Genomic DNA, 25901 nt, shown 5'->3' with positions numbered 1-25901 from the left:
AATCAAGACAAATGAAAAAGAAACTAGTCGTTTTAACGGGAGCTGGAATTAGTGCTGAAAGTGGTATAAAAACCTTTCGTGATAGTGATGGATTGTGGGAAGGACATAATGTTATGGAAGTTGCAAGTCCTGAAGGATGGAAAAAAAATCCTGAATTTGTTTTAGATTTTTATAATCAAAGGCGCAGGCAATTGTTTGATGTTCATCCAAATGCAGGACATCATATTTTAGTAGAATTAGAAACTGATTTTGAGGTATTCATTATCACTCAAAATGTGGATGATTTACATGAACGGGCAGGAAGTACAAACGTTCTACATCTACATGGCGAATTATTAAAAGTGAGAAGTTGTAAAAATTCTAATTGTATATTGGATTGGAAAGAGGATTTAAATTTAGGACACATGGATCCAAATGGCAACCAATTAAGACCTCATATTGTTTGGTTTGGTGAAGAAGTTCCGGCACTAGAGCAAGCAATTAGAATTACCCAAAATGCAGATTATTTTGCCGTTATTGGAACGTCTTTACAGGTGTATCCTGCAGCAGGACTAATTGATTTTACCAAAAAGAATATTCCTGTTTTTTATATAGACCCAAAACCAATTAAGATTCCTAATTTAAAAAACCCGTTAGAAGTTATTCCAGAAATTGCTTCACAAGGAGTGAAAACACTAAAAAAGAAGCTTCTTAGACTTATTTAAAAAACCAATCCTTTTCTAATTTGTTTCTAAAGGTTTATATTTGTGCCTTTCGAACAAACAACATGACAATGACAACTTTAAACGAATTGAATGCTATCTCTCCAATTGACGGAAGATATAGAAATAAGACTTATTCATTGGCTCCTTTTTTCTCTGAAGAAGCTTTAATCAAATACCGCGTATTGGTTGAAATTGAATATTTCATCGCTTTATGCGAACAACCTTTACCTCAACTAAAAAATGTAAACCCTAATTTATTCGAGAGTTTACGTGATATTTATAAAAATTTCTCTACCGAAGATGCACTTTGGATTAAAGAAACGGAGAAAGTCACCAATCATGATGTAAAAGCAGTAGAATATTTCATCAAAGATGCTTTTGAAAAATTAGGATTGTCAGAACATAAAGAATTTATTCATTTTGGATTAACATCTCAAGATATTAATAACACTGCAATTCCACTTTCAACTAAAGAGGCTTTCGAAAAAGTATATATGCCTTCATTGATTGCATTAATTTCAAAATTGAAAGAATTAAGTCAAGAATGGAGTGCTATCCCAATGCTAGCGCGTACTCATGGACAACCCGCTTCACCTACTCGTTTAGGAAAAGAAATCGGAGTTTTTGTTGAGCGTCTAGAAGAGCAAATGCGCTTGTTATTTAATATCCCTTTTGCGGCTAAATTTGGAGGAGCAACTGGAAATTACAATGCTCACCATGTAGCTTACCCACAAATTGATTGGCGAAAATTTGGAGGGAAATTTGTTGAGGAGAATCTTGGCTTACACCACTCCTTCCCGACTACTCAAATTGAACATTATGATCATTTTGCAGCCTTTTTTGATGCATTAAAAAGAATAAACACTATCATCATCGATTTAGATAGGGACGTTTGGACGTATGTCTCTATGGAATATTTTAAACAAAAAATTAAAGCGGGAGAAATCGGTTCGTCAGCAATGCCTCATAAGGTAAACCCTATTGATTTTGAAAATTCTGAAGGAAACTTAGGAATTGCAAACGCTATTTTCGAACATTTATCAGCAAAATTACCTGTTTCAAGATTGCAACGCGATTTAACAGATAGTACCGTTTTAAGAAACATAGGTGTACCAATGGGACATACTATAATTGCTTTTGAAGCGACTCTAAAAGGATTAAACAAATTATTATTGAACGAAGCTAAATTCCATGAGGATTTAGAAAAAAACTGGGCAGTTGTGGCTGAAGCAATTCAAACTATTTTGCGACGCGAAGCATATCCTAATCCTTACGAAGCATTGAAAGGATTGACAAGAACTAATGAAGCGATTGATAAAAAAGCAATTCATGGGTTTATAGCTACTCTGGATGTTTCTGAGGAAATTAAATCCGAGTTAATGCAAATCACTCCAAGTAATTTCTTGGGGATATAAACAAAAACATCTTCTAAGTGCAAAGTAATATGAACAAACTACAATTTAAATTCATATTATTTTGCACTTTTATTTTATTTTCCTGTGAGAATAAAAAAACTACCATTAAACCAAATCTCATATACAATACTGCTGGAGTTGCCATTTCATTTGATGACACAACAATCAATGAATGGTATAAGGCTGACCAGATATTAAGCAAGTACAATTGGAAAGCTACTTTTTGTGTTTCTAAAATAAATACTTTAAAATATCCTGAAATCATTAAACTAATCGCCTTACAGAACGAAGGTAATGAAATAGCGGGACATGGATTTCATCATTTTGATGCTCCAAAATTCGTTGCTAAAAATGGAATTAAAGCTTACATCAATCAGGAAATAAATCCAATGTTAGACTTAATGTCTTTTTATTCCTTTAAAGTAACTTCATTTGCCTACCCTTTTGGATATAGAAACGATACGATTGACAAAGCACTTTTCGATAAATTTAAAATTGTTAGGGGAATAACATATGGAGCAGAAGATCCTTTTTTTCAAAATTGCTATTACAACAATTCGAAATTAGTTTATGCAATCGGAATTGACACTGATCATCCAAATTTCAGTATTCCATATCTTTTAAAATTGTTAGATTACACCAACCGAAAGCATAAAATTTTACTCCTATTCGGGCATAAACCCGTAAAAAATGTGACTGCAAATTATCAAACTAAAATGGCAACATTAACCATTATTTGTAAATATGTAAGACAACACAATATGAAATTCTATAATTTATCAGAATTAGATCATTTAAAGTACAATCCTATTTTGATGCAATAGTGAAATGTATTATTTTTATAAAAAACAGATTATTCTGTTTCTATAGATCGGATTATTGATAAAGCTTGAAGAAAAGCGTTTTAAAATTGATCCAAAAACTAAATACTTATGAGTGCCGCAGAAAAAGTAGCAGAAGCTTCCCAACACTTAGAACCACTTATCAGCGATTTAGGACTGATACTTATCACTGCTGGAATTGCAGTTTTGTTATTTAAAAAATTAAAGCAACCCTTAGTTTTAGGCTATCTGATTGCAGGATTTTTAGCGGGAAATCATTTTGATTTTTTTCCATCCGTTAGCGATTCAAAAAGTGTCGAAGTTTGGGCAGAAATTGGAGTCATCTTCTTGTTGTTCAGTTTGGGATTAGAATTCAGTTTTAAAAAGCTGATGAAAGTAGGTGGTACAGCATCTATTACCGCAATCACCCAAATTATCACAATGATTTTTGTTGGCTTTCTGGTTGGCCAATGGTTGGATTGGTCCAAAATGGATAGCGTATTTCTTGGTGTTATTCTTTCCGTTTCATCAACAACCATTATTCTAAAAACATTTGATGAATTAGGCGTAAAGACACAAAGATTTGCTGGAATTGTTATTGGTTCCCTTATCGTTCAGGACATTGTTGCAATCTTGATGATGGTATTACTATCTACAATTGCTGTCAGTCAGCAGTTTTCAGGAATGGAATTAATGCAATCAGTCTTTAAATTATTGTTCTTTCTAACAATTTGGTTTATCGGAGGTATCTTTTTCATTCCTACTTTACTGAAAAAAGCAAAACATTTATTAACAGACGAAATGCTCCTGATTATTTCGCTTGCCTTATGTTTGATGATGGTAAGTCTAGCTGCTAATGTAGGATTTTCACCAGCCCTTGGCGCCTTCATTATGGGCTCAATCATTGCCGAAACTACACAAGCCGAACATATCGAACATTTAGTCAAACCCGTTAAAGATTTATTTGGGGCTGTTTTCTTCGTATCAGTAGGAATGTTAATTGATCCACACACTTTATTTACACATACATTTCCAGTTATTCTTTTGACAATTATCACCATTTTTGGACAATCAATAAGTGCAACTATAGGCGCCTTACTATCGGGACAACCACTGAAACAATCTGTACAAACAGGAATGAGTTTATCTCAAATTGGTGAATTCTCTTTTATCATAGCTTCACTTGGAATGACGCTGAATGTGACCAGTAATTTTTTATATCCAATTGTAGTTGCGGTTTCGGCAGTTACAACATTTACAACACCTTTTATGGTGAAATTTTCGACTCCTTTTTCTGAATATTTAGCTAAAAAGTTACCTCGGAAATGGGTTAAGAGAATTGAACGCTATAGTGCTAATGCACAAGCCATAAAATCAGTAAGCAACTGGCAAATTGTAATTAATAGTTATTTGACACAAGTCATTTTATTTTCAGTAATTATATTGGCTGTTATTTTACTTTCGTCAAAATACATTCTTCCATTAGTTGATCATTCTAAGTTTGGAAACGCTTTAGGAGCGCTCATCACATTATTTGCCGTTTCTCCTTTTTTATGGGCATTATCGCTACGTCGATTTGCTGCTTATGAAGTTACTATTTTGATGGAAGAACGTAAATATCAAGGACCTATTGTAATGATGTTCTTGTTTAGAATACTCCTTTCTATATTTTTTATTGGTTTTTTATTAAACATCTTCTTCTCTCCCATTATTGCGTTGATTACATTAATTGCAGCATTAGGTGTTTATTTCCTTTTTCAAAGAAAATTGAATGCACAATACCATAAAATTGAAGCTCATTTTTTAACCAATTTGCATGATAGAGAATTTACGAAAGTGCGAAGAACGAGAAGTAGCTTATCTCCTTGGGATGAGCACATGGCTTTTTTCGATATTGCAGCAGCTTCAAACATTGTTGGTAAGACTTTAGAAGAATTACAAATTCGAGAACAATTAGGGATAAATGTTGCCTCTATAAAACGAGGAGAATTTATGATAAACATTCCAAAAGGAAATGAGCGATTATTTCCTGGTGACGAAATTTGTGTTATTGGAACTGATATTCAAGTGAAAGAATTTAAAACCTATTTAGATCAACATGAAATAGATGCTCCCGACACAACTATTGAGCCTGAAATTGTGTTGCGCCAAATAGAGCTAAAGAACGAAAGCTATATTGGAAAAAGCATTAGAGCATCAAAACTTCGAGAAAAAACAAATGGACTTATTGTGGGTATTGAAAAAAAGGGGAATCGAATTCTAAACCCAGAATCTAATATCATTTTAGAAAAAGACGATATTCTTTGGATTGTTGGTGACAAAAAATTATTAGCCGATCTGGTTCACAATTAGAAACAAAAAAGGTGCAAGAAAATAAATCTTGCACCTTTTTTAAGTTTATGTAAAACTATTCTATCTTGAATAATTTGGAGCTTCTTTAGTAATGGTCACATTATGCGGATGACTTTCGTTGATACCACTTGCAGTAATACGAACAAAACGTCCTGTTTCCTGTAAAGTTGGAATATCTTTTGAACCACAATAACCCATTCCTGCACGTAAACCACCTATGAATTGTTGCATACTTTCGTTCAACTCTCCTTTGTAAGGCACACGTCCTACGATTCCTTCTGGAACTAATTTTTTAACATCATCTTCCACATCTTGGAAATAACGGTCTTTTGATCCTTCTTGCATAGCTTCAACAGAACCCATTCCACGGTAGGATTTAAATTTTCTACCTTCGAAAATAATAGTTTCTCCTGGAGATTCCATTGTTCCCGCTAATAATGATCCTAACATCACACAATCAGCACCTGCAGCAATTGCTTTAGGAATGTCCCCTGTGTAACGAATTCCACCATCAGCAATAACTGGAACTCCGGTACCTTTGATAGCTGCAGCAACTTCTAATACTGCTGAAAATTGAGGAAAACCAACACCTGCAACTATACGAGTTGTACAGATTGAACCTGGACCAATACCAACTTTCACACCGTCAGCTCCATTTTCAACTAAATATTTAGCCGCTTCGGGAGTAGCAATATTACCAACAATAACATCTAAATCAGGGAATTTAGCTTTCACTAATTTTAGTACATCAACAACTCCTTTAGTATGCCCATGAGCCGTATCTATAATAACCGCATCAACCCCTGCTTTAACTAAAGCTGTTGCTCTTTCAACAGCATCTGCAGTAACACCTAATGCAGCAGCTACACGCAAACGTCCGTATTTATCTTTGTTAGCGTTTGGTTTTTGAGTTAATTTAGTAATATCTCTAAATGTAATTAAACCAACTAATTTATAATCTGCATTGACTACTGGAAGTTTTTCGATTTTATATCCTTGTAAAACTACTTCAGCTTGTTCAAGTGAAGTTCCTTCAGCAACAGTGACTAAGTTTTCGCTTGTCATAACCTCAATAATAGGTCTGGCATTATTTTTTTCGAACCGTAAATCACGATTGGTAACAATACCTTTCAAAATTTTGTTTTCGTCAACAATTGGGATTCCACCAATACCATATTCTTTCATGGCATTTTTTGCATCAGCAACAGAACAAGTTGTAGGCAATGTTACTGGATCAATAATCATTCCTGACTCTGCACGTTTTACTTTACGCACTTTAGCAGCTTGTTGCTCAATAGTCATATTTTTGTGTAACACTCCTATTCCTCCTTCTTGTGCCATAGCAATAGCCATAGAACTTTCCGTAACAGTATCCATAGCAGCAGATACAATAGGAACATTAAGTGTAATATTTCTTGAAAATTTTGATTGGATACTTACTTCGCGAGGAAGCACATTCGAATAGTTGGGAACTAATAGTACATCATCGTAAGTTAATCCTTCACCGATAATCTTGATATTGTGTGCGATCATTGCAATTTGTAGTTGTAGTTAAATTGCGTGCAAATATAGATAATCTTAAGCAAAAAAACATCTTTATTTTACAATTAATGATTAAATTGCAGATGATAGATTTTTCGAATCCAGAAAAACAACCTTTAATAGTTAGTAATCAATAACGTTTTATTTTTTGAAATGATAAAAACTAACCAACAAATAAAAGGCCTTACAAATGCTCAAGTGGAACAATCAAGAGCGCAAAACGGTTCAAATTCATTAAATTACCAAAACAAAAACAGCTTTCTTTCATCGGTAATTGAAATGGTAAAAGAACCCATGTTTTTGCTTTTAGTTACAGCTACGAGTATTTATTTCATTACTGGCGATTATGGAAATGGGGTTTTTATGGCCATAGCTATTGCATTAGTATCTACTATTTCATTGTACCAAGAATCAAAAAGTCGAAATGCAATTGAAGCCTTAGAAAAATTATCACAACCCAAAAGTAAAGTTATCCGAGATGGCGCTATAATTGAAGTCTCTAGTGAAGAAATAGTTATAGGAGATGTAATCCAAACCGAAGAAGGTACTTTTATTCCTGCAGATGGCATCATAATCCAATCCAATGATTTTTCGGTAAACGAATCCATCTTAACTGGTGAGTCGCTTAGTATTTTTAAAAATGAAAATTCAGAAGACAAAAATGTTTATCAGGGAACAATTGTTGAAAGTGGATTGGCAATTTGTGAAGTAACCGCTATTGGAAATAAAACTCAATTAGGAAAAATTGGCAAAAGCCTAGACACAATTGTAGAGGAAAAAACGCCTTTGCAAAAGCAAATGGAAAATTTTGTAAAAAAAATGTCTTTTGTAGGTTTGGTGATTTTTGCTTTTGTCTGGATTATTAATTTTTCTAATTCCAAAGATATTTTAGACAGTTTATTAAAAGCGCTAACCTTAGCAATGAGTATTATTCCAGAAGAAATACCTGTTGCATTCACAACCTTTATGGCACTTGGAGCTTGGCGATTAATGAAAATGGGGATTATCGTTAAGCAAATAAAAACCGTAGAAACTTTAGGAAGTTCTACCGTAATATGCACAGATAAAACAGGAACCATAACCGAAAACAAAATGAGTTTGGCACAATGGTATATCCTTTCTTCTAATACGTTTTTTGAAAATTCGAAAGAATTAAGCAATGAGGAACAAGAATTACTATGCCTTTCTATGTGGGCAAGTGAACCTATTCCTTTTGATGCAATGGAAATAGCGCTCCACGAAGCATATACTGAATCAAATATAAAAGAGGAGCGCAACCATTTTAAATTAGTGCATGAATATCCTTTGAGCGGAAAGCCGCCAATGATGACTCATGTTTTTGAAAACGAAAATGGTATTAGAATTATTGCTGCCAAAGGTGCGCCTGAAGCTATAATTGCCTGCTCAGAACTATCCGAAGAGCAAAAGCAACATATACTACTTGCTATGGAAGCAATGAGCAATAAAGGCTTTAGAGTGCTGGGTGTAGGTACAACAAAATTTTATGGAACTGATTATCCAAAAACCCAACAAGAATTTTTGTTCAAATTCAAAGGATTAGTCGCTTTTTATGATCCTCCAAAAGAGAATATAAAAAGTGTATTTGAAACCTTTTATAATGCAGGAATTGATGTAAAAATAATAACTGGAGACAATGCCGTTACAACTTCAACCATTGCCAATCAAGTAGGCTTCAAAAATTGCGATAAAGTTCTGAATGGAGATGATTTGATGGCAATGGATGATCTAACTTTAAAAACGAAAGTCATGGAAACAGCATTATTTACAAGAATGTTTCCTGATGCCAAGCTTAAAATTATAAAAGCATTAATAGATAATAATCAAATTGTAGCTATGACTGGCGATGGTGTAAATGATGGACCTGCATTAAAATCGGCCCACATTGGAGTTGCAATGGGCAAAAAGGGTACAGAAATAGCAAAACAAGCCGCCAATTTAATTCTTATTGATGATGATTTTGGAAAAATGACCGATGCAATTGCTATGGGAAGAAAAATTTATATCAATCTAAAAAAAGCAATACAATACATCATTTCAATTCATATCCCAATCATCTTAATTGTATTTATCCCATTAGCATTAGGTTGGGTTTATCCAAATATTTTTTCGCCAGTACATATTATATTTCTAGAAATAATTATGGGGCCAACTTGCTCCATAATTTACGAAAACGAACCGATGGAAAGAAATTTAATGCTGGAAAAACCTCGTCCTTTAACCAATACTTTTTTTAATCTAAAAGAAATAACTATCAGCATTTTACAGGGACTCGCAATAACCTTAGGCTTGTTATTTACCTATCAATATAGTGTTAATGAGAATTGTAGTGAAAGTGTCACACGAACAGTCGTTTTTCTAACTTTAATAGCTTCAAATATATTTTTGACTCTTGCAAACCGTTCTTTTTACTATTCTGTATTCACCACATTGAAATACAAAAACAATTTGGTTTTAATGATTATTGTTATAACCATTTTCATTACTGCTTTATTACTGGCAGTCCCTAGTTTTTCTCATTTCTTTATGTTTGAAACGGTTTCTATTTATCAAATAGGATTGAGTATTTTGACTGGAGGAATTTCGGTATTTTGGATTGAAATTTATAAAGGATTTAAACGTTTAAAGAACAAAAATTAATTATTTGAAAATAAAATTAAACCCTAATTGAAGCGAAAGACTATTTGCTTTTGAAACATCAGCATATTCTAGAAGATTATCCGCCATGACATAAAAATTTAGAGGTCCTAATTGGCTTGAAAGCCCTAAACCTAGATTTGTATAGGAATAAGAATCTAATGTATAAGTGGCTTTCATTTGGAGTCCTTTAAAAAACGCTCTTCTATAATATGTAGTAAATGCAACCATAGGAGTACGTGGCGTAGTCATCACAAACAATTGTGCACCAACTGCATTTTTATATATTGTTTCTGAACTAGAACCATGACAATTGCAATCTTCGCCATCGTCATATCGTTCTTCACCAAATGAATATTGAACAGAACTATTAAACTTTGCGGGGCGCCATGTTGTGTATTTATTATGCAACGTATCTAATGGTATGGCATCTTTAAACTCTTCATATGCATTCCCAGCTTGATTCACATTGGCAAAATTAGGAATTACTCCCTCATATTTATAATAGCCTTTATAACGCGCATTTTCAACATCTTTAGTGTGTTTTATAAAGCCAATATCAATTGCACTTGCTGTAAGTTGTATATTTTTTTGTGGATAATATGTAAGTCCAACATCAAATCCCAAACCTAAATTACCCCCAAACAACATTCTTTTTTTTATATCTCCAGCAATATCTTCTTGATATCCACTATCATCATATTTATCCATTCCTGAAGTATTAAGTTGCAAATCCGAATAAATAACTTGCTCATAAAATGCATTATTAGAAGGAATGGTGTAAACAAATCCTGCATTCTTGGTAGAAGTAGCATTGTAAATACTAGAATAAATTTTTCCTCTAACTCCTACAATTAAATTCTCATTTATGTTTTTATGAAGACCAATATGAAAAACAGAAAGCAATTCCGCTTTTCCATTCAAATCTCCTAAATTAAATGTTTTTCCTAGATAATCTTTATTCCCATCAATGGCTAATATCGCAAGATCTTTAGGAACATAACCCAATAAATCAAACTCCTGATACATTCCAAAAGACAAATACATTCGTTTTTCTTCTGTTCCAATTCTAAAACCTCCATTTAAAATTTCAAGTTGCTCATTAACCGCAACTCTGTCGTTCCTTGTCGTTGAAGACAGAACATTTCGTAGTTTAGTATTGAAATTCACTCCATTATCAGCAAATAAATCATAGGCAGAAAAACCTGTTGAACCCGCACTAGCATATATTCCAGATACTAAAGGAACCCCAAAATACCATTTATAAGTAACATCCGAACCTGGATTAGTCATCAAAGACTGTGGCACATCAGTAAAATTATACAAAATTTGCTTGTTTTGTGCGAAGCAATAGGTGGTAATGAATAGGATAAAAATTAAATATATTTTTTTCATTTCACAACAAAATAAGCAGTTACACCTGAATCCAATTTTAAACTTCCTGAACTATTTTCATCTAACAAAGGCCCTGGCTGCATATTTAAAACAAAGGCCATTTTTGTTGTTCTTTTCAGTAAGTTCAATTTAATATTTTCAAAAATTTCTGTTTTTACTACTATATTTTCAGTGCCTGAGTAAGCAGGAACGTCAAAATGCATAACGTAAAGCGGAACATTATTCACATCAAGCAAAGTAATATCTAAAGTATACGCACGGTTTATTGTGTTGTTTATTTTAAAATCAAAATCAGCTCGTACTAAATTATCCCTAAAAAAAGCATCATTAAAAACATCAACTGTTGGAACCGCATAAATTACCGATTGCTCAATACCGCCAGCTACAAACTCTTTTGCAGGAATATCAAAATGAGCCAAATTTGCAATGTAAGCTGGCTCTAACTGCAAATCATTTACTTGGTTAAAATCTAAATTACTGCTACAGGAAGAAGATACTATTATCAAAAATAGCATCCCTAAAAGTGTATTAAAAACGGTATATTTCATAAGTCAATTAAATAAAAAGAACTGTTATTGCTACTTAATTAAAGTATTACAATAGAAACGAATTATGCATACAATTATTGTTTAATGAAAAGCCCCGAATAATTTAGAAGCTTCGTTGTACGCACTCTCAAAACTCATTGGGCTGATATTTGTGTTTTCTTTTTTTGCAGTAAAATAAGATACTAATTTTTCTGTAGGCATATTCCCAGTCAAATGATCTGTAGCCATCGGACAACCTCCAAAACCTTGAATAGCTCCGTCAAATCTTCGGCAACCCGCTTGGTATGCTGCATCAATTTTTTCAAACCATTTAGCTGGAGTTGTGTGTAAATGTGCACCAAATTCAATTTGAGGATATTTTGGAATCAAATTCGAAAATAAATACGAAATATCATCTGGGGTAGAACTTCCAACTGTATCTGATAATGATAAGATTTTCACTCCCATACACGAAAGCTTTTCCGTCCACTCGCCTACTATATCTGTGTTCCAAGGATCTCCGTAAGGGTTTCCAAAACCCATAGATAAATAAGCTACAACTTCTTTATTATTTTTATCAGCAACTTCCAGAATTTCTTGTAGGGTCAGTAATGATTCCGCAATAGTTTTATGCGTATTTCGCATTTGAAAATTCTCTGAAATAGAAAACGGAAAACCTAAATACTGAATTGCTGAAAATTCGGCTGCTGTCTTTGCACCTTGAGTATTGGCAATTATAGCTAACAACTTGCTATTGGTTTGCGATAAATCAAGTTGTCCCAATACTTCGGCAGTGTCTTGCATTTGCGGAATGGCTTTTGCAGAAACAAAACTACCAAAATCTATAGTATTAAACCCAACCCGAAGTAAGGCTTGAATATAAGCAACTTTACTTTTGGTAGGAATAAATGTCTTTATGCCTTGCATAGCATCTCTTGGACATTCTATAATTTTAACTGTTTCCATAGAAATCCAAAGATAGAAAAACAATTATAACTTTAAAACATTCAAAATAATTACAATCGCTCTAAAATCTTTTTGTTTATGGCTTTCACCAAAGCTGGACCTTCGTAAATAAATCCAGTATAAATCTGAACTAAACTCGCTCCTGCTTCTAATTTTTCTATAGCATCTTCAGCAGAATGAATACCTCCTACACCAACAATTGGAAATGCTTTATTACTTTTCTCAGATAAAAACCGAATTACTTCTGTAGAACGACTTTTTAATGGTTTACCTGAAAGGCCACCAGTTTCCACTTTATTTTCGGATTGCAAACCTTCTCTAGAAAGCGTTGTATTTGTAGCTATTACACCGGCAATTTTAGTTTCTTTTACAATATCAATAATATCTAACAATTGCTCATCCGTCAAATCAGGTGCAATTTTCAATAAAATTGGTTTTTGTTTTGGCTTAGCCAAATTTTTATTTTCTAAGGTTTGCAACAATTGAGTTAAAGGCTCTTTATCCTGTAAAGCCCTTAGATTAGGCGTATTTGGAGAACTCACATTCACTACAAAATAGTCTACATAATCAAACAATGCATCAAAACAAATTTCATAATCCGATGTTGCTTGTTCATTTGGTGTCAATTTATTTTTACCAATGTTTCCACCAATTAGAACTCCATTATTTTTCTTCAAACGTTCCACTGCTTCCTGAACACCTCCGTTGTTAAAACCCATTCTATTTATAATAGCCTGATCAGCTTTCAAACGAAACAAACGCTTTTTAGGATTTCCTTCTTGCCCTTTTGGTGTAAGTGTTCCTATTTCGATAAAACCAAATCCAAAATTTGAAAATTCTTTATATAAAGTAGCATCTTTATCAAATCCCGCAGCTAATCCAACAGGGTTTTTAAATTTTAATCCAAAAACTTCTGTCTCTAGCCGACTGTCTTTAACTTCATAAAGCGCTCTGAAAAGAGAGGGAAAGCCTGGTATTTTTGATAAAAAACGTATAGTTGAAAAGGTGAAATAATGAACTTTTTCTGGATCAAAACAAAAAAGTATTGGACGAATAAGAAGTTTATACATGGTAATTTTATTGTGTGCTGCAAAAGTAAAGAATAGTTTTCAGTCTCGAAACTTCGGAAGCAGGTTTTACGAATGAAATACTTTATAAAGTTTAAATCTGAATAAAAATTAACACTAAAACCTAAAATTCAGAAACATTTTAACCTAAAATGAATTTCCTCTCTACAAACCTACTTTATATTTTGTATGTGTTTTTGCAATGACCTATATTTGCATTCCTAAAATAATTAAAAATGATTAAGATTACTTTGCCCGATGGGTCAGTTAAAGAGTTTGCGCCTGGGATTACTCCTATGGATGTTGCTAAAAGCATTAGCGAAGGATTTGCCAGAAATGTAATTTCGGCTTCTTTTGATGGTACAATTGTTGAAACAACAACTCCTTTAACCACAAACGGCAGTCTTATTTTATATACTTGGAATGACGAAGGTGGTAAAAAAGCATTCTGGCATTCTACTTCACACGTAATGGCTCAAGTTCTTGAGGAAATGTATCCTGGAATCAAACTAACACTTGGACCTGCAATTGCAAATGGATTTTATTACGATGTGGATTTTGAAGATCAAAAAATTACCGATGCTGATTTCAAAAAAATCGAAGACCGAGTTTTGGAAATCTCAAGAGAAAAACACGAATTCAAACTACGTCCCGTTTCTAAAGCAGAAGCTCTAGAAGTGTACAAAGACAATGTTTATAAAACCGAATTAATTTCTAATCTTGAAGATGGAACCATCACTTTTTGTGACCACTCTACTTTCACTGATTTATGCCGAGGTGGACATATTCCTAACACAGGAATCATCAAGGCTATGAAAATCATGAGTGTTGCTGGTGCTTATTGGAGAGGAGACGAAAAGAACAAACAGTTAACACGTGTTTACGGAATTTCGTTCCCTAAACAAAAAGACTTAACAGAATACCTAGAATTATTGGAAGAGGCAAAACGCCGCGACCATAGAAAACTAGGAAAAGAATTAGAATTATTTGCTTTTTCGTCAAAAGTAGGACAAGGGTTGCCATTATGGTTGCCAAAAGGTGCCGCTTTGAGAGATCGTTTAGAGCAATTTTTGAAAAAAGCACAGAAAAAAGCAGGATACGAACAAGTGGTTACACCACATATCGGTCAAAAAGAATTGTATGTAACTTCTGGTCATTATGCAAAATATGGTGCCGATAGTTTCCAACCAATAAACACTCCTGCTGAAGGCGAAGAGTTTTTATTGAAACCGATGAACTGTCCTCACCACTGCGAAATTTACAATGTACGTCCTTGGTCTTACAAAGATTTACCAAAACGTTATGCTGAATTTGGAACGGTTTACAGATACGAACAAAGTGGTGAATTACATGGTTTGACTCGTGTTCGTGGCTTTACTCAAGATGATGCACACATTTTCTGTACACCAGAACAATTAGACGAAGAGTTCAAAAAAGTAATTGACTTGGTACTTTATGTATTTGGTTCATTAGGATTTGAAAACTTTACCGCTCAGATTTCTTTGAGAGACAAAGAAAACAGAGATAAATACATTGGTACAGATGAAAATTGGGAAAAAGCAGAGAATGCAATTATCAATGCTGCACGTGACAAAGGATTAAATACAGTTGTTGAATATGGCGAGGCTGCTTTCTACGGTCCAAAGCTAGATTTCATGGTAAAAGATGCTTTGGGAAGACAATGGCAATTAGGAACAATTCAAGTGGATTATAACCTTCCAGAACGTTTTGAATTAACATACAAAGGTTCTGACAATGAATTACATAGACCTGTAATGATTCACAGAGCACCATTTGGATCTATGGAACGTTTTATCGCTATTTTATTAGAACATACAGCAGGAAATTTCCCTCTTTGGCTGATGCCAGAACAAGCTATAATCTTGTCTTTGAGTGAGAAATATGAAATATATGCTAAAAAAGTTTTAGATTTGCTGGAAAATCACGAAATTCGCGCCCTAATTGACAACCGAAGTGAAACTATTGGTAAGAAAATTAGAGATGCCGAAATGCAAAAAACCCCGTTTATGTTGATTGTAGGTGAGGAAGAAGAGAAAAACGGTACTATTTCTATCCGTCGTCATGGACAGGAAGGTAAAGGAAATATCAGCGTAACAATAGAAGAATTTGCTGCTATTGTCAACGAAGAGATAAGCAAAACATTAAAAGTATTTACAGTTTAACTTAAATTATAAAGTCATAGCAATAAGAAGCAACAGAGGTTACCAACCTCGCGTAGAAAAAAAAGATGCACACCGTATAAATAATCTTATTCGTGTGCCAGAAGTAAGACTTGTGGGTGAAAACATAGAGCCTGGAGTTTTTAAAACTTCCGAAGCTTTACGATTAGCCGATCAATTCGAATTGGATTTGGTTGAAATTTCTCCAAATGCTGATCCACCGGTTTGTAAAATCATGGATTACAAGAAATTTGTTTACGAACAAAAGAAACGTGACAAAGTCTTAAAAGCGAAATCTACACAAGTAGTGGTAAAAGAGATTCGTTTTGGTCCTCAAACTGATGAGCATGATTATGAGTTTAAAAGAAAAAATGCAGAGAAATTCCTAAAAGAAGGAGCAAAATTAAAAGCTTTTGTATTCTTCAAAGGGCGTTCTATCATCTATAAAGATCAAGGTCAAATCTTATTATTGAGATTAGCTACAGATCTTGAAGAATTTGGAAAAGTGGAAGCGATGCCAGTTCTTGAAGGAAAGAGAATGATTATGTTCATTGCTCCTAAGAAGAAAAAATAGTTAATAGGCAAAGGCCAAAAGGCAATAGTTTCAAAACTAATGGCTAATGGCTAATGGCTAATTACTCAAAATAAGTAAGTAAGAATAAATTAAAACACTAGGAAAAAATGCCTAAAATGAAAACCAAATCTAGCGCCAAGAAACGTTTCAAAGTTACTGGTTCTGGAAAGATTAAAAGAAAGCATGCTTTCAAAAGTCACATCTTGACTAAAAAATCTAAAAAACGTAAATTAGCTTTGACTCACTCAGCGCTAGTTCACTCTACAGATATGAAAAGCATCAAACAACAATTAAGAATTATCTAATAAGCCATTAGTGAAAAGCCAATAGCCATTAGTTTTAAAAACTTTTGCCTAATGCCTAATTACTATAGCCTAGATTTCTTTAGGTTAAAACAATTTCAATAACCTTGGAGTATGGCTTTTAAGTTCTCTTGATTAAATTCGGGACGCCTGCTACAAAAAAAACAGTAAAATTATGCCAAGATCGGTAAATTCAGTTGCTAAAAGAGCAAGAAGAAAAAAAATAATGAAGCAAGCCAAAGGTTTCTTTGGTAGACGTAAAAACGTTTGGACAGTTGCTAAGAATGCGGTAGAGAAAGCAATGTGCTACGCTTACCGTGACAGAAAAGTGAATAAAAGAAATTTCCGCGCATTATGGATTCAACGTATCAACGCTGGAGCTAGATTGGAAGGAATGTCTTATTCTCAATTCATGGGTAAAGTAAAAGCTAATAATATCGAATTGAACCGTAAAGTTCTTGCAGATTTAGCTATGAACCACCCAGAAGCTTTCAAAGCAATACTTAATAAAGTAAAATAAACGTTTTATAAACTCAATTTATATTACTTACTTACATAAAAAAAGCCCATTCTTCTGAATGGGCTTTTTGTTTTTTGTAAAAAACAATCTTATTCGTCACCAGACGTATGATGATTCATATGAATATTTACTTAAATCATGCTGTATAAATTTACTTATAATGAATTATTTTTCACATCATTGAAAGCTAAATTTTCTTAATTCTTATTTAATATAAATTGAATTAAAAAGCAAAAAACAACCTATAAAACAGCCGAAATCTAAAGTTTAAAACAAATAAAATCACACAAAATTGTTAATTAAAACAGTATGTTATCTTAACTAATTTCTGTATTTTCGAAACATGATACTAAAGAAAATATATGCGTTGACTTTTATTGCTACGCTTTTACTGCTTTTGTCTTTGCAATCATGCCAAGAAAAAAAACAGTCACTTCCAATAAAAAAAAATAATCTAGCTGAAATAAATCGGCTAATTAAACTTGGCGACACTAATTTTGATAAGCAGAAGTATCAAAGTGCGTTTTATTATTTTAATAAAGCAAAATCAGCATGTGATGTAAAAAAAGATACAGCTCAAATTATTCATTGTATTTCAAATCTGGCAACTATACAACAAAATCAAGGTGATTATTCCGGCAGTGAAACTACTGCAATAGAAGCAATTCCTTATTTAGAAAACAATAAAAATCCAAATTACAAATGGAACATATATACCATACTAGGCATCAACAAACTATTATTATTTGATTATTATAACGCACTATATTATAACAATCTTGCTCTGAATTTAAAAACTGATAATGTCAGAAAAACTGATATAAAAAATAATATAGCAACAGTATACATTGAAATAAAGAAATATGATAAGGCCATAAAAATCTTATCATATTTAACCACTCAAAAAGAAGTATTCAATGATCCTAAGTCTTACAGCAGAGTACTTGATAATTTAGGTTTTGCTTATTTTAAGATAGAAGATCCGAAAGGACTTCCTTTATTAATTAAGGCTAAAGAAATAAGAGAACAAATAAAAGATGATTGGGGAATAATTTCAAGTTATTATAATCTTAGTGAATATTATAAAGAAATTAATCCAAAAATCTCTTATGAATTTGCATTACTTGCCTATACCAAAGCAACCAAAATAAATAATGCAGACTATCGTTTACTAACATTAGCACAAATCATCCAAAACAGCTCAAAAGCGCAGTCTAAAAAATATGCCTTAGATTACATACGCATCAACGACAGCAATAACAAAATAAGACAGATAGCAAAAAATCAGTTTGCAAAGATTAAATACGATTCAAAAAAAGAACGAGATGAAAATCTAAAATTGAAAGCTCAAAAAGCAGAAAATGATTTAGAACTAGCTCAACAGAAAAATCAATCTTTATCCTTCGCATTCTTAACCATAATAGGATTTGGATTTAGTTTTTTTGTTTATATCTTTTTTAAAGAAAGAAATAAAAAAGAAAAAATCGAGATCACTTATGATACTGAAACTCGAATTGCAAAAAAGTTACATGATGAATTAGCGAACGATGTATACTACACCATGACTTTTGCTGAAAATCAAGATTTGTCTACCAGCCAAAATAAAGAACAATTACTCAATAGTCTTGACACCATTTATTCTAGAACTCGAAACATTTCTAAAGAAAATAGCACGATAGATATTGGGAAAAATTTCATTGTGAGCCTAAAAGAAATGATGACTTCCTTTAACACTAATGAGGTAAACATTTTAATAAATGGCTTTGATTCTTTCAACTGGAATGCGCTAGAAAGCAATAAAAAAATAACTATTTATCGTGTTTTGCAGGAACTTCTTATAAACATGAAAAAACATAGTAAATGTAGTTTGGTGGTAATAACTTGTAAAAGATATGAAAATAATTTACAGCTAGAATACATTGATAACGGACTTGGAGTAAACTTCAAAGGACTAAAATTAAAAAATGGACTTCAAAATGTGGAAAACCGTATTACAAGTATTGAAGGAAAAATTACATTTGATACTAAATCGGAAAAAGGTTTTAAACTAAAATTAACCATACCAATATAAAAATTAGCTGATGTTTAAAAAAGTTTTAGTAGCTGAAGATTTAGACACAATTAGTTTAACAGTTGTTCATGCACTCCAAGAACTTGGAGTTGCTGACGTTCGCTATGTGAAATATTGCGATGATGCGTATCTAAAAATTAAAAGAGCAATCATCGACGAAGAACCATTTGATTTGTTAATTAGTGATTTGTCATTTAAAACAGATCATAGAGAAAACAAACTTACATCAGGAGAAGATCTTATTGAAGCCGTAAAAAAAGTCCAACCCACCATAAAAACAATTATATTTTCTATTGAAGATAAATCCTTCAGAATAAAATCACTCTTCAATAAATTAGATATAAATGCCTATGTTTTAAAAGGACGCAATAGTATTCCTGAACTTAAAAAGACCATTCAACGTATTTATACTGATGATGAAAAAATAATTTCAGATGAGCTATCATATGCTTTGAGAGATAAATCACTTTGCGAAATTGAGAATTATGATATTGTTCTTTTAAGATCTCTATCAAAAGGATTGACCGTCGAAGAAATTGTATCAGAATTCAGGCAATCCAAAATAATGCCTAATAGCATCAGTAGTCTAGAAAAACGAATTAACAAGCTTAAAATCTACTTTAAAGCTAATAATAATGTGCATCTCATTGCTTTAGCTAAAGATTTTGGTTTAGTATAAATTGACTTTGCTTAGATTCTAAATCAGGTTTTCATTTTTTTCTTTCTTGCCGCAGGAAACAATACATTATTTAAAATCAATCTGTATCCAGGAGAATTAGGATGCAAATCCAGAACTGTTGGCGGGTCACCTACTTGATGTTGAAAATCTTCCGGATCATGACCTGAATAATAGGTAAACATTCCTTTCCCTTTTTCACCATGAATGTAACGTGCTTCCCCATTAATTTCACAACTCCCCATAACTAATACATTCGATTTTAGGAGTGCCGCATCAAAAGCTGTGGTCTGTCCCATAAATCCTTTTACTAATTGGGTATGATTTTGACATAACATACTTGGAATTGGATCCCATTTAGCCGAAAATTCCATAAGAGTAAAATAATCTTTTCCCATAGGAATCTTTCGTTTTGTAGTCATATCAATATCTGAAAACTCATATTGATCGGGTCTTCGTTCTAGAATAAAATCTTTAAAAGCAAAGGAGTTGCCATAATTGATTTTTGATTGATAGTTTGATTCACTACTGTCTCCATCAAACATTGATTCACAAATATCAACTCCATCAGCCGCTAGAGCAATATCAAAACTATCTGTTGCTGAACACATCGCAAACATAAAACCTCCTCCAATAACAAAATCCCTTATCTTTTTTGCAACCGCTCCTTTTTCTTGTGAAACTTTATTATATCCTAATTGTGTTGCTAATGCCTCTGAATCTTTCTTTTGTTCAATGTACCAAGGCGTATTTTTATAAGCACCATAAAACTTTCCGTACTGACCTGTAAAATCTTCATGATGCAAATGCAACCAATCATACAATACCAATTGATCTTTTAACACTTCTTCATCATAAATTGGCGTAAACGGAATTTCTGCATAGGTCAAAACAAGTGTTACGGCATCATCCCATGGTTGTTTGCCCTTTGGAGTATAAACAGCTATTTTAGGAGCTTTTTCGAGAACTACCGCTTCCATATTTTGAGAAGGGCTCGAGATTTCATTCAAAATTGCGACTTCTTCACTATCAGAAATAATTTCAAAACTAACTCCTCGAATCTGACATTCCTTTCGTATTTCTAAAGCATCTGGAAGTAAGAAAGAACCTCCGCGATAATTGAGTAACCAACTTGCTTTATAATTTTTATCCAAACACCAATAGGTAATTCCATATGCCTTCAGGTGATTTTGCTGCGTAGTTTCATCCATTGGCAACAAAATAAAAGAGGCTTTTGCTGAAAATGAAATAAAAATTAATAAAATATATAGCAACTTCTTGAAAGACATTATGTAGTTTTTATTTCAAAGATAATGGTTTTTAGCTCATTGAAATCATAAAAAAATCCGCTCTAAGAACGGATTAAATTTATATTTTAGAACGGTACATCACTGTCGTCATCTGGATCATTCAAATTACTTCCAAAAGCTTCATTTGCTGAAGGTAAATTTTTAGTAATAAAAGGATTATCTTCTTGTTGATTCATGCTAGAAGGCAAATCGTCATAACCGCCGCTGTAGTCTTCTAAATTATCAAACTTACCTAGATGTCCAATGAATTTCAAACGAACGTTTTCGATACTACCATTACGATGCTTAGCAATCATGATTTCGGCTTGACCAGCAGTTGGAGAAGCTTCGTCATCATCCCATTCATCAATTTTATAATATTCTGGACGATATAAAAACGATACAATATCGGCATCTTGCTCAATCGCTCCTGATTCACGAAGGTCAGAAAGCAACGGTCGTTTACTAGAACCACGTGTTTCAACAGCACGTGACAATTGAGAAAGTGCAATAACAGGAACATTTAATTCCTTAGCCAATGCCTTTAAGTTTCGAGAAATTGTTGAAATCTCTTGTTCTCTATTTCCTCCACCTTTTCCGTTTCCACCAGCTGTCATCAATTGCAAGTAATCAACAATGATAATTCGGATACCATGTTGTGAAACCAAACGTCTAGCTTTAGCTCTTAAATCAAAAATGGATAATGAAGGAGTATCATCTATAAAAAGTGGTGCTTTTTCTAAATTTTTAACCTTGGTACTTAATTGTTCCCATTCGTGTTTTTCTAATTTCCCCGTACGAAGTTTCTCTGATGACAATCCGGTTTCAGAAGATATCAAACGAGTAATAAGCTGAACAGAAGCCATCTCTAGAGAAAACAAGGCTACTGGCATTCCAAAATCAATAGCCATATTTCGTGCCATCGACAATACAAATGCAGTTTTACCCATGGCAGGTCTTGCTGCTATAATAATTAAATCACTTGGTTGCCAACCAGATGTAATCTTATCTAATTTATCAAAACCAGTCGCTACACCGCTCAATCCTTCTTGCCCTGCAATTTCTTCAATTCGTTTTTTGGCTTGTAACACTAAACTCTGTGCAGTTTCAGAACTTCGTTTTATATTCCCTTGAGTTACTTCATATAATTTAGATTCGGCTCTGTCTAATAAATCAAAAACATCAGTCGTTTCATCATAGGAATCTTCAATAATTTCGGATGAAATACGAATTAAACTACGTTGAATAAATTTTTGAAGAATGATTCTGGAATGGAATTCAATGTGTGCTGAAGAAGAAATTTTTTGCGTAAGCTGAATTAGATAAAAATCCCCTCCTGCCAACTCTAACTTTCCGTTTTTCTTAAGCTGTGCAGAAACCGTTAATAAGTCAATAGGTTGAGTATCTGTAAACAACTGAACAATAGCCTCAAAAATATGTTTGTGGGCATCTTTATAAAAAGCATCTGGCTGTAAAATATCAATTACATCATCTACCCCTTTTTTGTCAATCATCATAGCACCAAGTACGGCCTCTTCAAGGTCTAATACTTGTGGCGGTAACTTTCCTTTTTCAAGACTTATGATTGTAGTTTTATCTACCTTTATTGGGTTTATACTTCTGAAATTTTCCATATGGCGAAAGTAACAAAAATTAAAAAAATATGATAGTCGAGTTATTACAAAAAATTGTTCATAACTAACTATTTTTTGTTTATAACCCAAAAAAAATCCGAAACTACTAGGCTTCGGATTTTATACATTGTGTAAGATTTTATTCCTTGAAATCGCCCATTTTACAGTATTTATCCATTCTCTGGGCAACTAATTCTTCTGTTGATAAGTCTTTCAACTCATTATATCCTTTCATGATATATTGTTCTACCGTTTTGAAAGCAGTTTCTCTATCAAAATGTGCTCCGCCAAGTGGTTCTGGAATCACATCATCAACTAATTTTTGTTTTTTCATATCAGTAGAAGTAAGTTTCAAAGCATCAGCTGCTTGTTCTTTATACTCCCAACTTTTCCATAAAATAGAAGAACATGATTCCGGCGAAATAACAGAATACCATGTATTTTCCATCATGTAAACACGATCTCCAACACCTATTCCTAAAGCTCCACCAGAAGCTCCTTCACCAACAATAACTGTGATTACAGGTACTTTAAGACGTACCATTTCGAAAATATTTCTAGCAATTGCTTCTCCTTGTCCTCGCTCTTCTGCTTCTAATCCTGGATATGCACCCGGAGTATCGATCAAAGTCAATACAGGAATGCCAAATTTTTCAGCCATTTTCATTAAGCGCAAAGCTTTTCTGTAGCCTTCAGGATTTGCCATACCAAAATTTCGATATTGACGCGTTTTTGTATTAAATCCTTTTTGTTGTCCAACAATCATAAAAGATTGTCCGTCAATTTTACCTAAACCACCAATCATGGCTTTATCATCTTTAAAACCTCTGTCTCCATGAAGTTCCAAGAAAGTATCTCCGCAAAGTGCTTTTATATGATCTAAAGTATAAGGTCTGTTTGGATGCCTTGACAATTGAACTCGTTGCCAAGCAGTTAGGTTTTTATAAATATGTCTTTTGGTTTCTTCTAACTTCTTGTTGATTTGTTTGCATGTATTGGTTACATCAACATCGGATTCTTTACCAATAATCACACATTTGTCTAACTGTTCTTCCAATTCTTTTATAGGAAGCTCAAAATCTAAATATTCCATAGGATTTTTGCGTTATTTATTTTTCTGATTTAGAAATGCAAATATAAAATTTAAAATCGTTCAGTAGGGATAATTTTCTATTTAAGTACAAAAGTTTGCTCTCTCATCCTCAATTCCTACTATTTTTCTTTATCTTTTTGATAATGTTTTATTACTCCATTTAGGATTACTGTGATTACTATTATTAGTGCACCAAAATAAAATTCAACACTCATTTTTTCTTTCCCTCCAATGATAAAATATGCTAATACAATACCATAAACAGGCTCTAAGTTAGTGGTTAACATAACCGTATACGGAGAAAGTTTCTGCATCACTTTCACAGAAGCTGTAAATGCATAAGCCGTACAAACAGAAGCTAAAATCAAAATCAACATCCAATTTTTGAAGGTCAAAACAAAAAAATCAGTTGAAAATTTATGTTGAAATAAAAAGTAAATACTAATAAAGAAAAAACCTGCTCCAAACTCATAAAAAGAGATTAAAGAAGGATCATGCCTTTGAATCAACTTACCATTCATAAGAGTAAATAAAACCCCTAAAATAATAGAAGTCAGCGCATAAAGCATTCCGTTTAAATAATTAACCTCAACTTGCATGATTAAAGCTAAACCTGCAATAATAATTAATCCAAAAAAAACTTCATACCAAAGTACTTTTCTCCCATAAAAAATAGGCTCTAACAAAGAGGCAAAAAAGGCACCTAATGAAAAAACCGAAAGTGTAATGGAAACATTAGAAACATGTATCGCCTTAAAGAAAAAAATCCAGTGCAAAGCAATCAAAGCGCCTACAAAAACTAGCTTAAGCAAGGCTCGTGGAGAAATTTTGAAAGATTTTTTTTTGAAAGCAATAAACAAGGCTAAAAAAACGCCTGCAAAAAGCATTCGGTACCAAACTAATGCATCTGCTGTTATAGTAATTAAAGCTCCTAAAATGGCTGTAAACCCCCAAATAAATACAATTAAATGAAGGTTAAGGTAACTCTTTAAATTATCGTTTCGCATTTCGTAATAAATAAATAGCTAGAATTCCAAAAGCAATATTAGGCAACCAAACCGCCAACATAGCTGGAATACTTGATTTTTCTGCTAATACTCCGAAGATTTTATCAAAAAACACAAAGGCAAAAGCAAGCGCAATACCTATGGCTAAATTAACTCCCATTCCTCCTCTTCGCTTCATAGATGAAACTGCCACAGCTATAACGGTAAGTATAAACGCTGAAACTGGAATACTGAATTTTTTATATAAGACTACTAAATAGACATTAATATTTGAAGAACCACGACTTTTTTCTTTATCAATAAAAGCATTTAATTTACCCAAACTCAAGGTTTCTGCAATATACACAACTGGTGTTAAATCTTCTAAATCAAAATTAAAAACCGCTTTTTTCTCAGGCGCTTTTTCAATTTTATCTCCTTCTACTCCTACAATTCTTTTGGTATAATCATACATGGTGTAAGTACTGTCCTTAGGATTCCATTTAATCCTACTGGCAGTAATTTTATACTCCAATTTGTCTTTTTTAAACTTTTCTAACGAAAAGTTAAAAGCAGTTTTTGTTTCTGTATTGAAGCTATTTACATAAATAAACTCATTATCACTAATTTGTCTATATACATCCGTATTGTCTCCCATCATATCCTGCATCCCTCCGGTTCGAAGATAGGTATATCTAAAATTATTAAAGCCTTCACTTGAAGCTGGAACAATGAAAAATCCCATCAACAATACAAAAACAGATATAATTGATGCACCAATAAGATAAGGTCTTAAAAACCGTGTAAATGAAATCCCAGAACTCAATATGGCTATGATTTCTGTATTATTAGCCAGTTTTGAAGTAAACCAAATGACCGATAAAAATAAAAATATCGGGAATAACATATTGGCAAAATAAACTGTAAAATGATAATAATAAATCGCAACGTCAATAAACGGCACTTTATTTTCGAGCATTTTATTGATTTTCTCCGATACGTCAATAACAATCCCGATAGGTATGAACAACAATAGCATCACCGCAAATGTGGCTAAATATCTTTTTAAGATGTATTTATCAATTATTGTTAGCATATTTTAAATTATGAGTTATGAGTTATGAACTATAAG

At 32.9% G+C, this 25901-nt stretch carries 21 protein-coding genes; 11 read left to right on the top strand and 10 right to left on the bottom strand.

From position 1 onward, the window contains the following. The first annotated feature begins 11 nt into the window (after positions 1 to 11). From C8C88_RS10200 to C8C88_RS10185, 4 genes are all read left to right on the top strand, one after another. Entirely contained in the window at positions 12 to 704 is a 693-nt protein-coding gene (locus C8C88_RS10200; RefSeq protein WP_121338020.1) for an NAD-dependent deacylase, read from the top strand. Between the two features lie 68 nt (positions 705 to 772). Further along, positions 773 to 2119 carry an adenylosuccinate lyase gene (gene purB, locus C8C88_RS10195; protein WP_121338641.1) on the top strand — a complete coding sequence of 449 codons (1347 nt, stop codon included), beginning with the start codon at positions 773 to 775 and terminating at the stop codon, positions 2117 to 2119. 29 nt (positions 2120 to 2148) lie between these two features. After that, complete coding sequence (locus C8C88_RS10190) at positions 2149 to 2943, top strand: polysaccharide deacetylase family protein (protein WP_121338019.1); 795 nt, start codon at positions 2149 to 2151, stop codon at positions 2941 to 2943. Between the two features lie 108 nt (positions 2944 to 3051). Then, entirely contained in the window at positions 3052 to 5292 is a 2241-nt protein-coding gene (locus tag C8C88_RS10185; protein ID WP_121338018.1) for a cation:proton antiporter, read from the top strand. A 60-nt stretch (positions 5293 to 5352) separates the two neighbouring features. Here C8C88_RS10185 and guaB read toward each other — a convergent pair whose 3' ends face one another. Then, on the bottom strand, positions 5353 to 6825 hold the full coding sequence (guaB, locus tag C8C88_RS10180) for an IMP dehydrogenase (RefSeq protein WP_121338017.1): 1473 nt from the start codon (positions 6823 to 6825) through the stop codon (positions 5353 to 5355). 162 nt (positions 6826 to 6987) lie between these two features. Between guaB and C8C88_RS10175 the strand changes: the two genes are divergently transcribed. Next, the gene (locus C8C88_RS10175) at positions 6988 to 9492 is read left to right on the top strand and encodes a cation-translocating P-type ATPase (RefSeq protein ID WP_121338016.1); all 2505 of its coding nucleotides are present in this window, start codon (positions 6988 to 6990) and stop codon (positions 9490 to 9492) included. On the opposite strand, the gene C8C88_RS10170 is transcribed toward C8C88_RS10175, so the two are convergent. The 4 genes from C8C88_RS10170 to C8C88_RS10155 form a co-directional block, all read right to left on the bottom strand. Next, positions 9493 to 10884: a DUF5723 family protein gene (locus C8C88_RS10170; protein WP_121338015.1), complete on the bottom strand. Its 1392-nt coding sequence runs from the start codon at positions 10882 to 10884 to the stop codon at positions 9493 to 9495. After that, positions 10881 to 11432 (bottom strand): hypothetical protein, encoded by a 552-nt coding sequence (locus C8C88_RS10165; RefSeq protein WP_121338014.1) that lies wholly within the window; start codon positions 11430 to 11432, stop codon positions 10881 to 10883. The genes C8C88_RS10170 and C8C88_RS10165 overlap by 4 nt, the downstream gene beginning before the upstream one ends. Positions 11433 to 11513: 81 nt before the next feature. Continuing rightward, complete coding sequence (locus C8C88_RS10160) at positions 11514 to 12377, bottom strand: hydroxymethylglutaryl-CoA lyase (RefSeq protein ID WP_121338013.1); 864 nt, start codon at positions 12375 to 12377, stop codon at positions 11514 to 11516. A 50-nt stretch (positions 12378 to 12427) separates the two neighbouring features. Next, positions 12428 to 13447 (bottom strand): quinone-dependent dihydroorotate dehydrogenase, encoded by a 1020-nt coding sequence (locus tag C8C88_RS10155; RefSeq protein WP_121338012.1) that lies wholly within the window; start codon positions 13445 to 13447, stop codon positions 12428 to 12430. 233 nt (positions 13448 to 13680) lie between these two features. Here C8C88_RS10155 and thrS point away from each other — a divergent pair, with 233 nt between their 5' ends. From thrS to C8C88_RS10125, 6 genes are all read left to right on the top strand, one after another. Next, positions 13681 to 15627 (top strand): threonine--tRNA ligase, encoded by a 1947-nt coding sequence (gene thrS / locus C8C88_RS10150; RefSeq protein ID WP_121338011.1) that lies wholly within the window; start codon positions 13681 to 13683, stop codon positions 15625 to 15627. 16 nt (positions 15628 to 15643) lie between these two features. Beyond that, positions 15644 to 16198 carry a translation initiation factor IF-3 gene (gene infC, locus C8C88_RS10145; RefSeq protein WP_370453808.1) on the top strand — a complete coding sequence of 185 codons (555 nt, stop codon included), beginning with the start codon at positions 15644 to 15646 and terminating at the stop codon, positions 16196 to 16198. 107 nt (positions 16199 to 16305) lie between these two features. After that, positions 16306 to 16503 carry a 50S ribosomal protein L35 gene (rpmI, locus tag C8C88_RS10140; protein ID WP_007810722.1) on the top strand — a complete coding sequence of 66 codons (198 nt, stop codon included), beginning with the start codon at positions 16306 to 16308 and terminating at the stop codon, positions 16501 to 16503. Positions 16504 to 16675: 172 nt separating this feature from the next. Continuing rightward, the gene (gene rplT, locus C8C88_RS10135; protein ID WP_024982755.1) at positions 16676 to 17020 is read left to right on the top strand and encodes a 50S ribosomal protein L20; all 345 of its coding nucleotides are present in this window, start codon (positions 16676 to 16678) and stop codon (positions 17018 to 17020) included. 343 nt (positions 17021 to 17363) lie between these two features. Continuing rightward, the gene (locus C8C88_RS10130; RefSeq protein WP_121338009.1) at positions 17364 to 19091 is read left to right on the top strand and encodes an ATP-binding protein; all 1728 of its coding nucleotides are present in this window, start codon (positions 17364 to 17366) and stop codon (positions 19089 to 19091) included. 10 nt (positions 19092 to 19101) lie between these two features. Beyond that, a complete protein-coding gene (locus C8C88_RS10125) occupies positions 19102 to 19770 on the top strand; it encodes a response regulator transcription factor (RefSeq protein WP_121338008.1) in 669 nt (222 codons plus the stop codon). A gap of 23 nt (positions 19771 to 19793) precedes the next feature. Here C8C88_RS10125 and C8C88_RS10120 read toward each other — a convergent pair whose 3' ends face one another. From C8C88_RS10120 to C8C88_RS10100, 5 genes are all read right to left on the bottom strand, one after another. Continuing rightward, the gene (locus tag C8C88_RS10120; RefSeq protein ID WP_121338007.1) at positions 19794 to 21056 is read right to left on the bottom strand and encodes an asparagine synthetase B; all 1263 of its coding nucleotides are present in this window, start codon (positions 21054 to 21056) and stop codon (positions 19794 to 19796) included. Between the two features lie 86 nt (positions 21057 to 21142). Further along, a complete protein-coding gene (dnaB, locus tag C8C88_RS10115) occupies positions 21143 to 22690 on the bottom strand; it encodes a replicative DNA helicase (RefSeq protein ID WP_121338006.1) in 1548 nt (515 codons plus the stop codon). A 139-nt stretch (positions 22691 to 22829) separates the two neighbouring features. Next, a complete protein-coding gene (locus C8C88_RS10110) occupies positions 22830 to 23783 on the bottom strand; it encodes an acetyl-CoA carboxylase carboxyltransferase subunit alpha (RefSeq protein ID WP_121338005.1) in 954 nt (317 codons plus the stop codon). Between the two features lie 119 nt (positions 23784 to 23902). After that, positions 23903 to 24790 carry a DMT family transporter gene (locus C8C88_RS10105; protein WP_121338004.1) on the bottom strand — a complete coding sequence of 296 codons (888 nt, stop codon included), beginning with the start codon at positions 24788 to 24790 and terminating at the stop codon, positions 23903 to 23905. Beyond that, the gene (locus C8C88_RS10100) at positions 24777 to 25865 is read right to left on the bottom strand and encodes an LptF/LptG family permease (protein WP_121338002.1); all 1089 of its coding nucleotides are present in this window, start codon (positions 25863 to 25865) and stop codon (positions 24777 to 24779) included. Before C8C88_RS10100 ends, C8C88_RS10105 begins: the two co-directional genes overlap by 14 nt. Between the last annotated feature and the right edge of the window lie 36 nt (positions 25866 to 25901).

The sequence above is a fragment of the Flavobacterium sp. 123 genome (genome assembly GCF_003634825.1).
Classification (GTDB): Bacteria; Bacteroidota; Bacteroidia; order Flavobacteriales; family Flavobacteriaceae; genus Flavobacterium.
The sequence above is the reverse complement of the archived record's forward strand: the minus strand, read 5'-3'. Positions and strand labels throughout refer to the sequence as shown.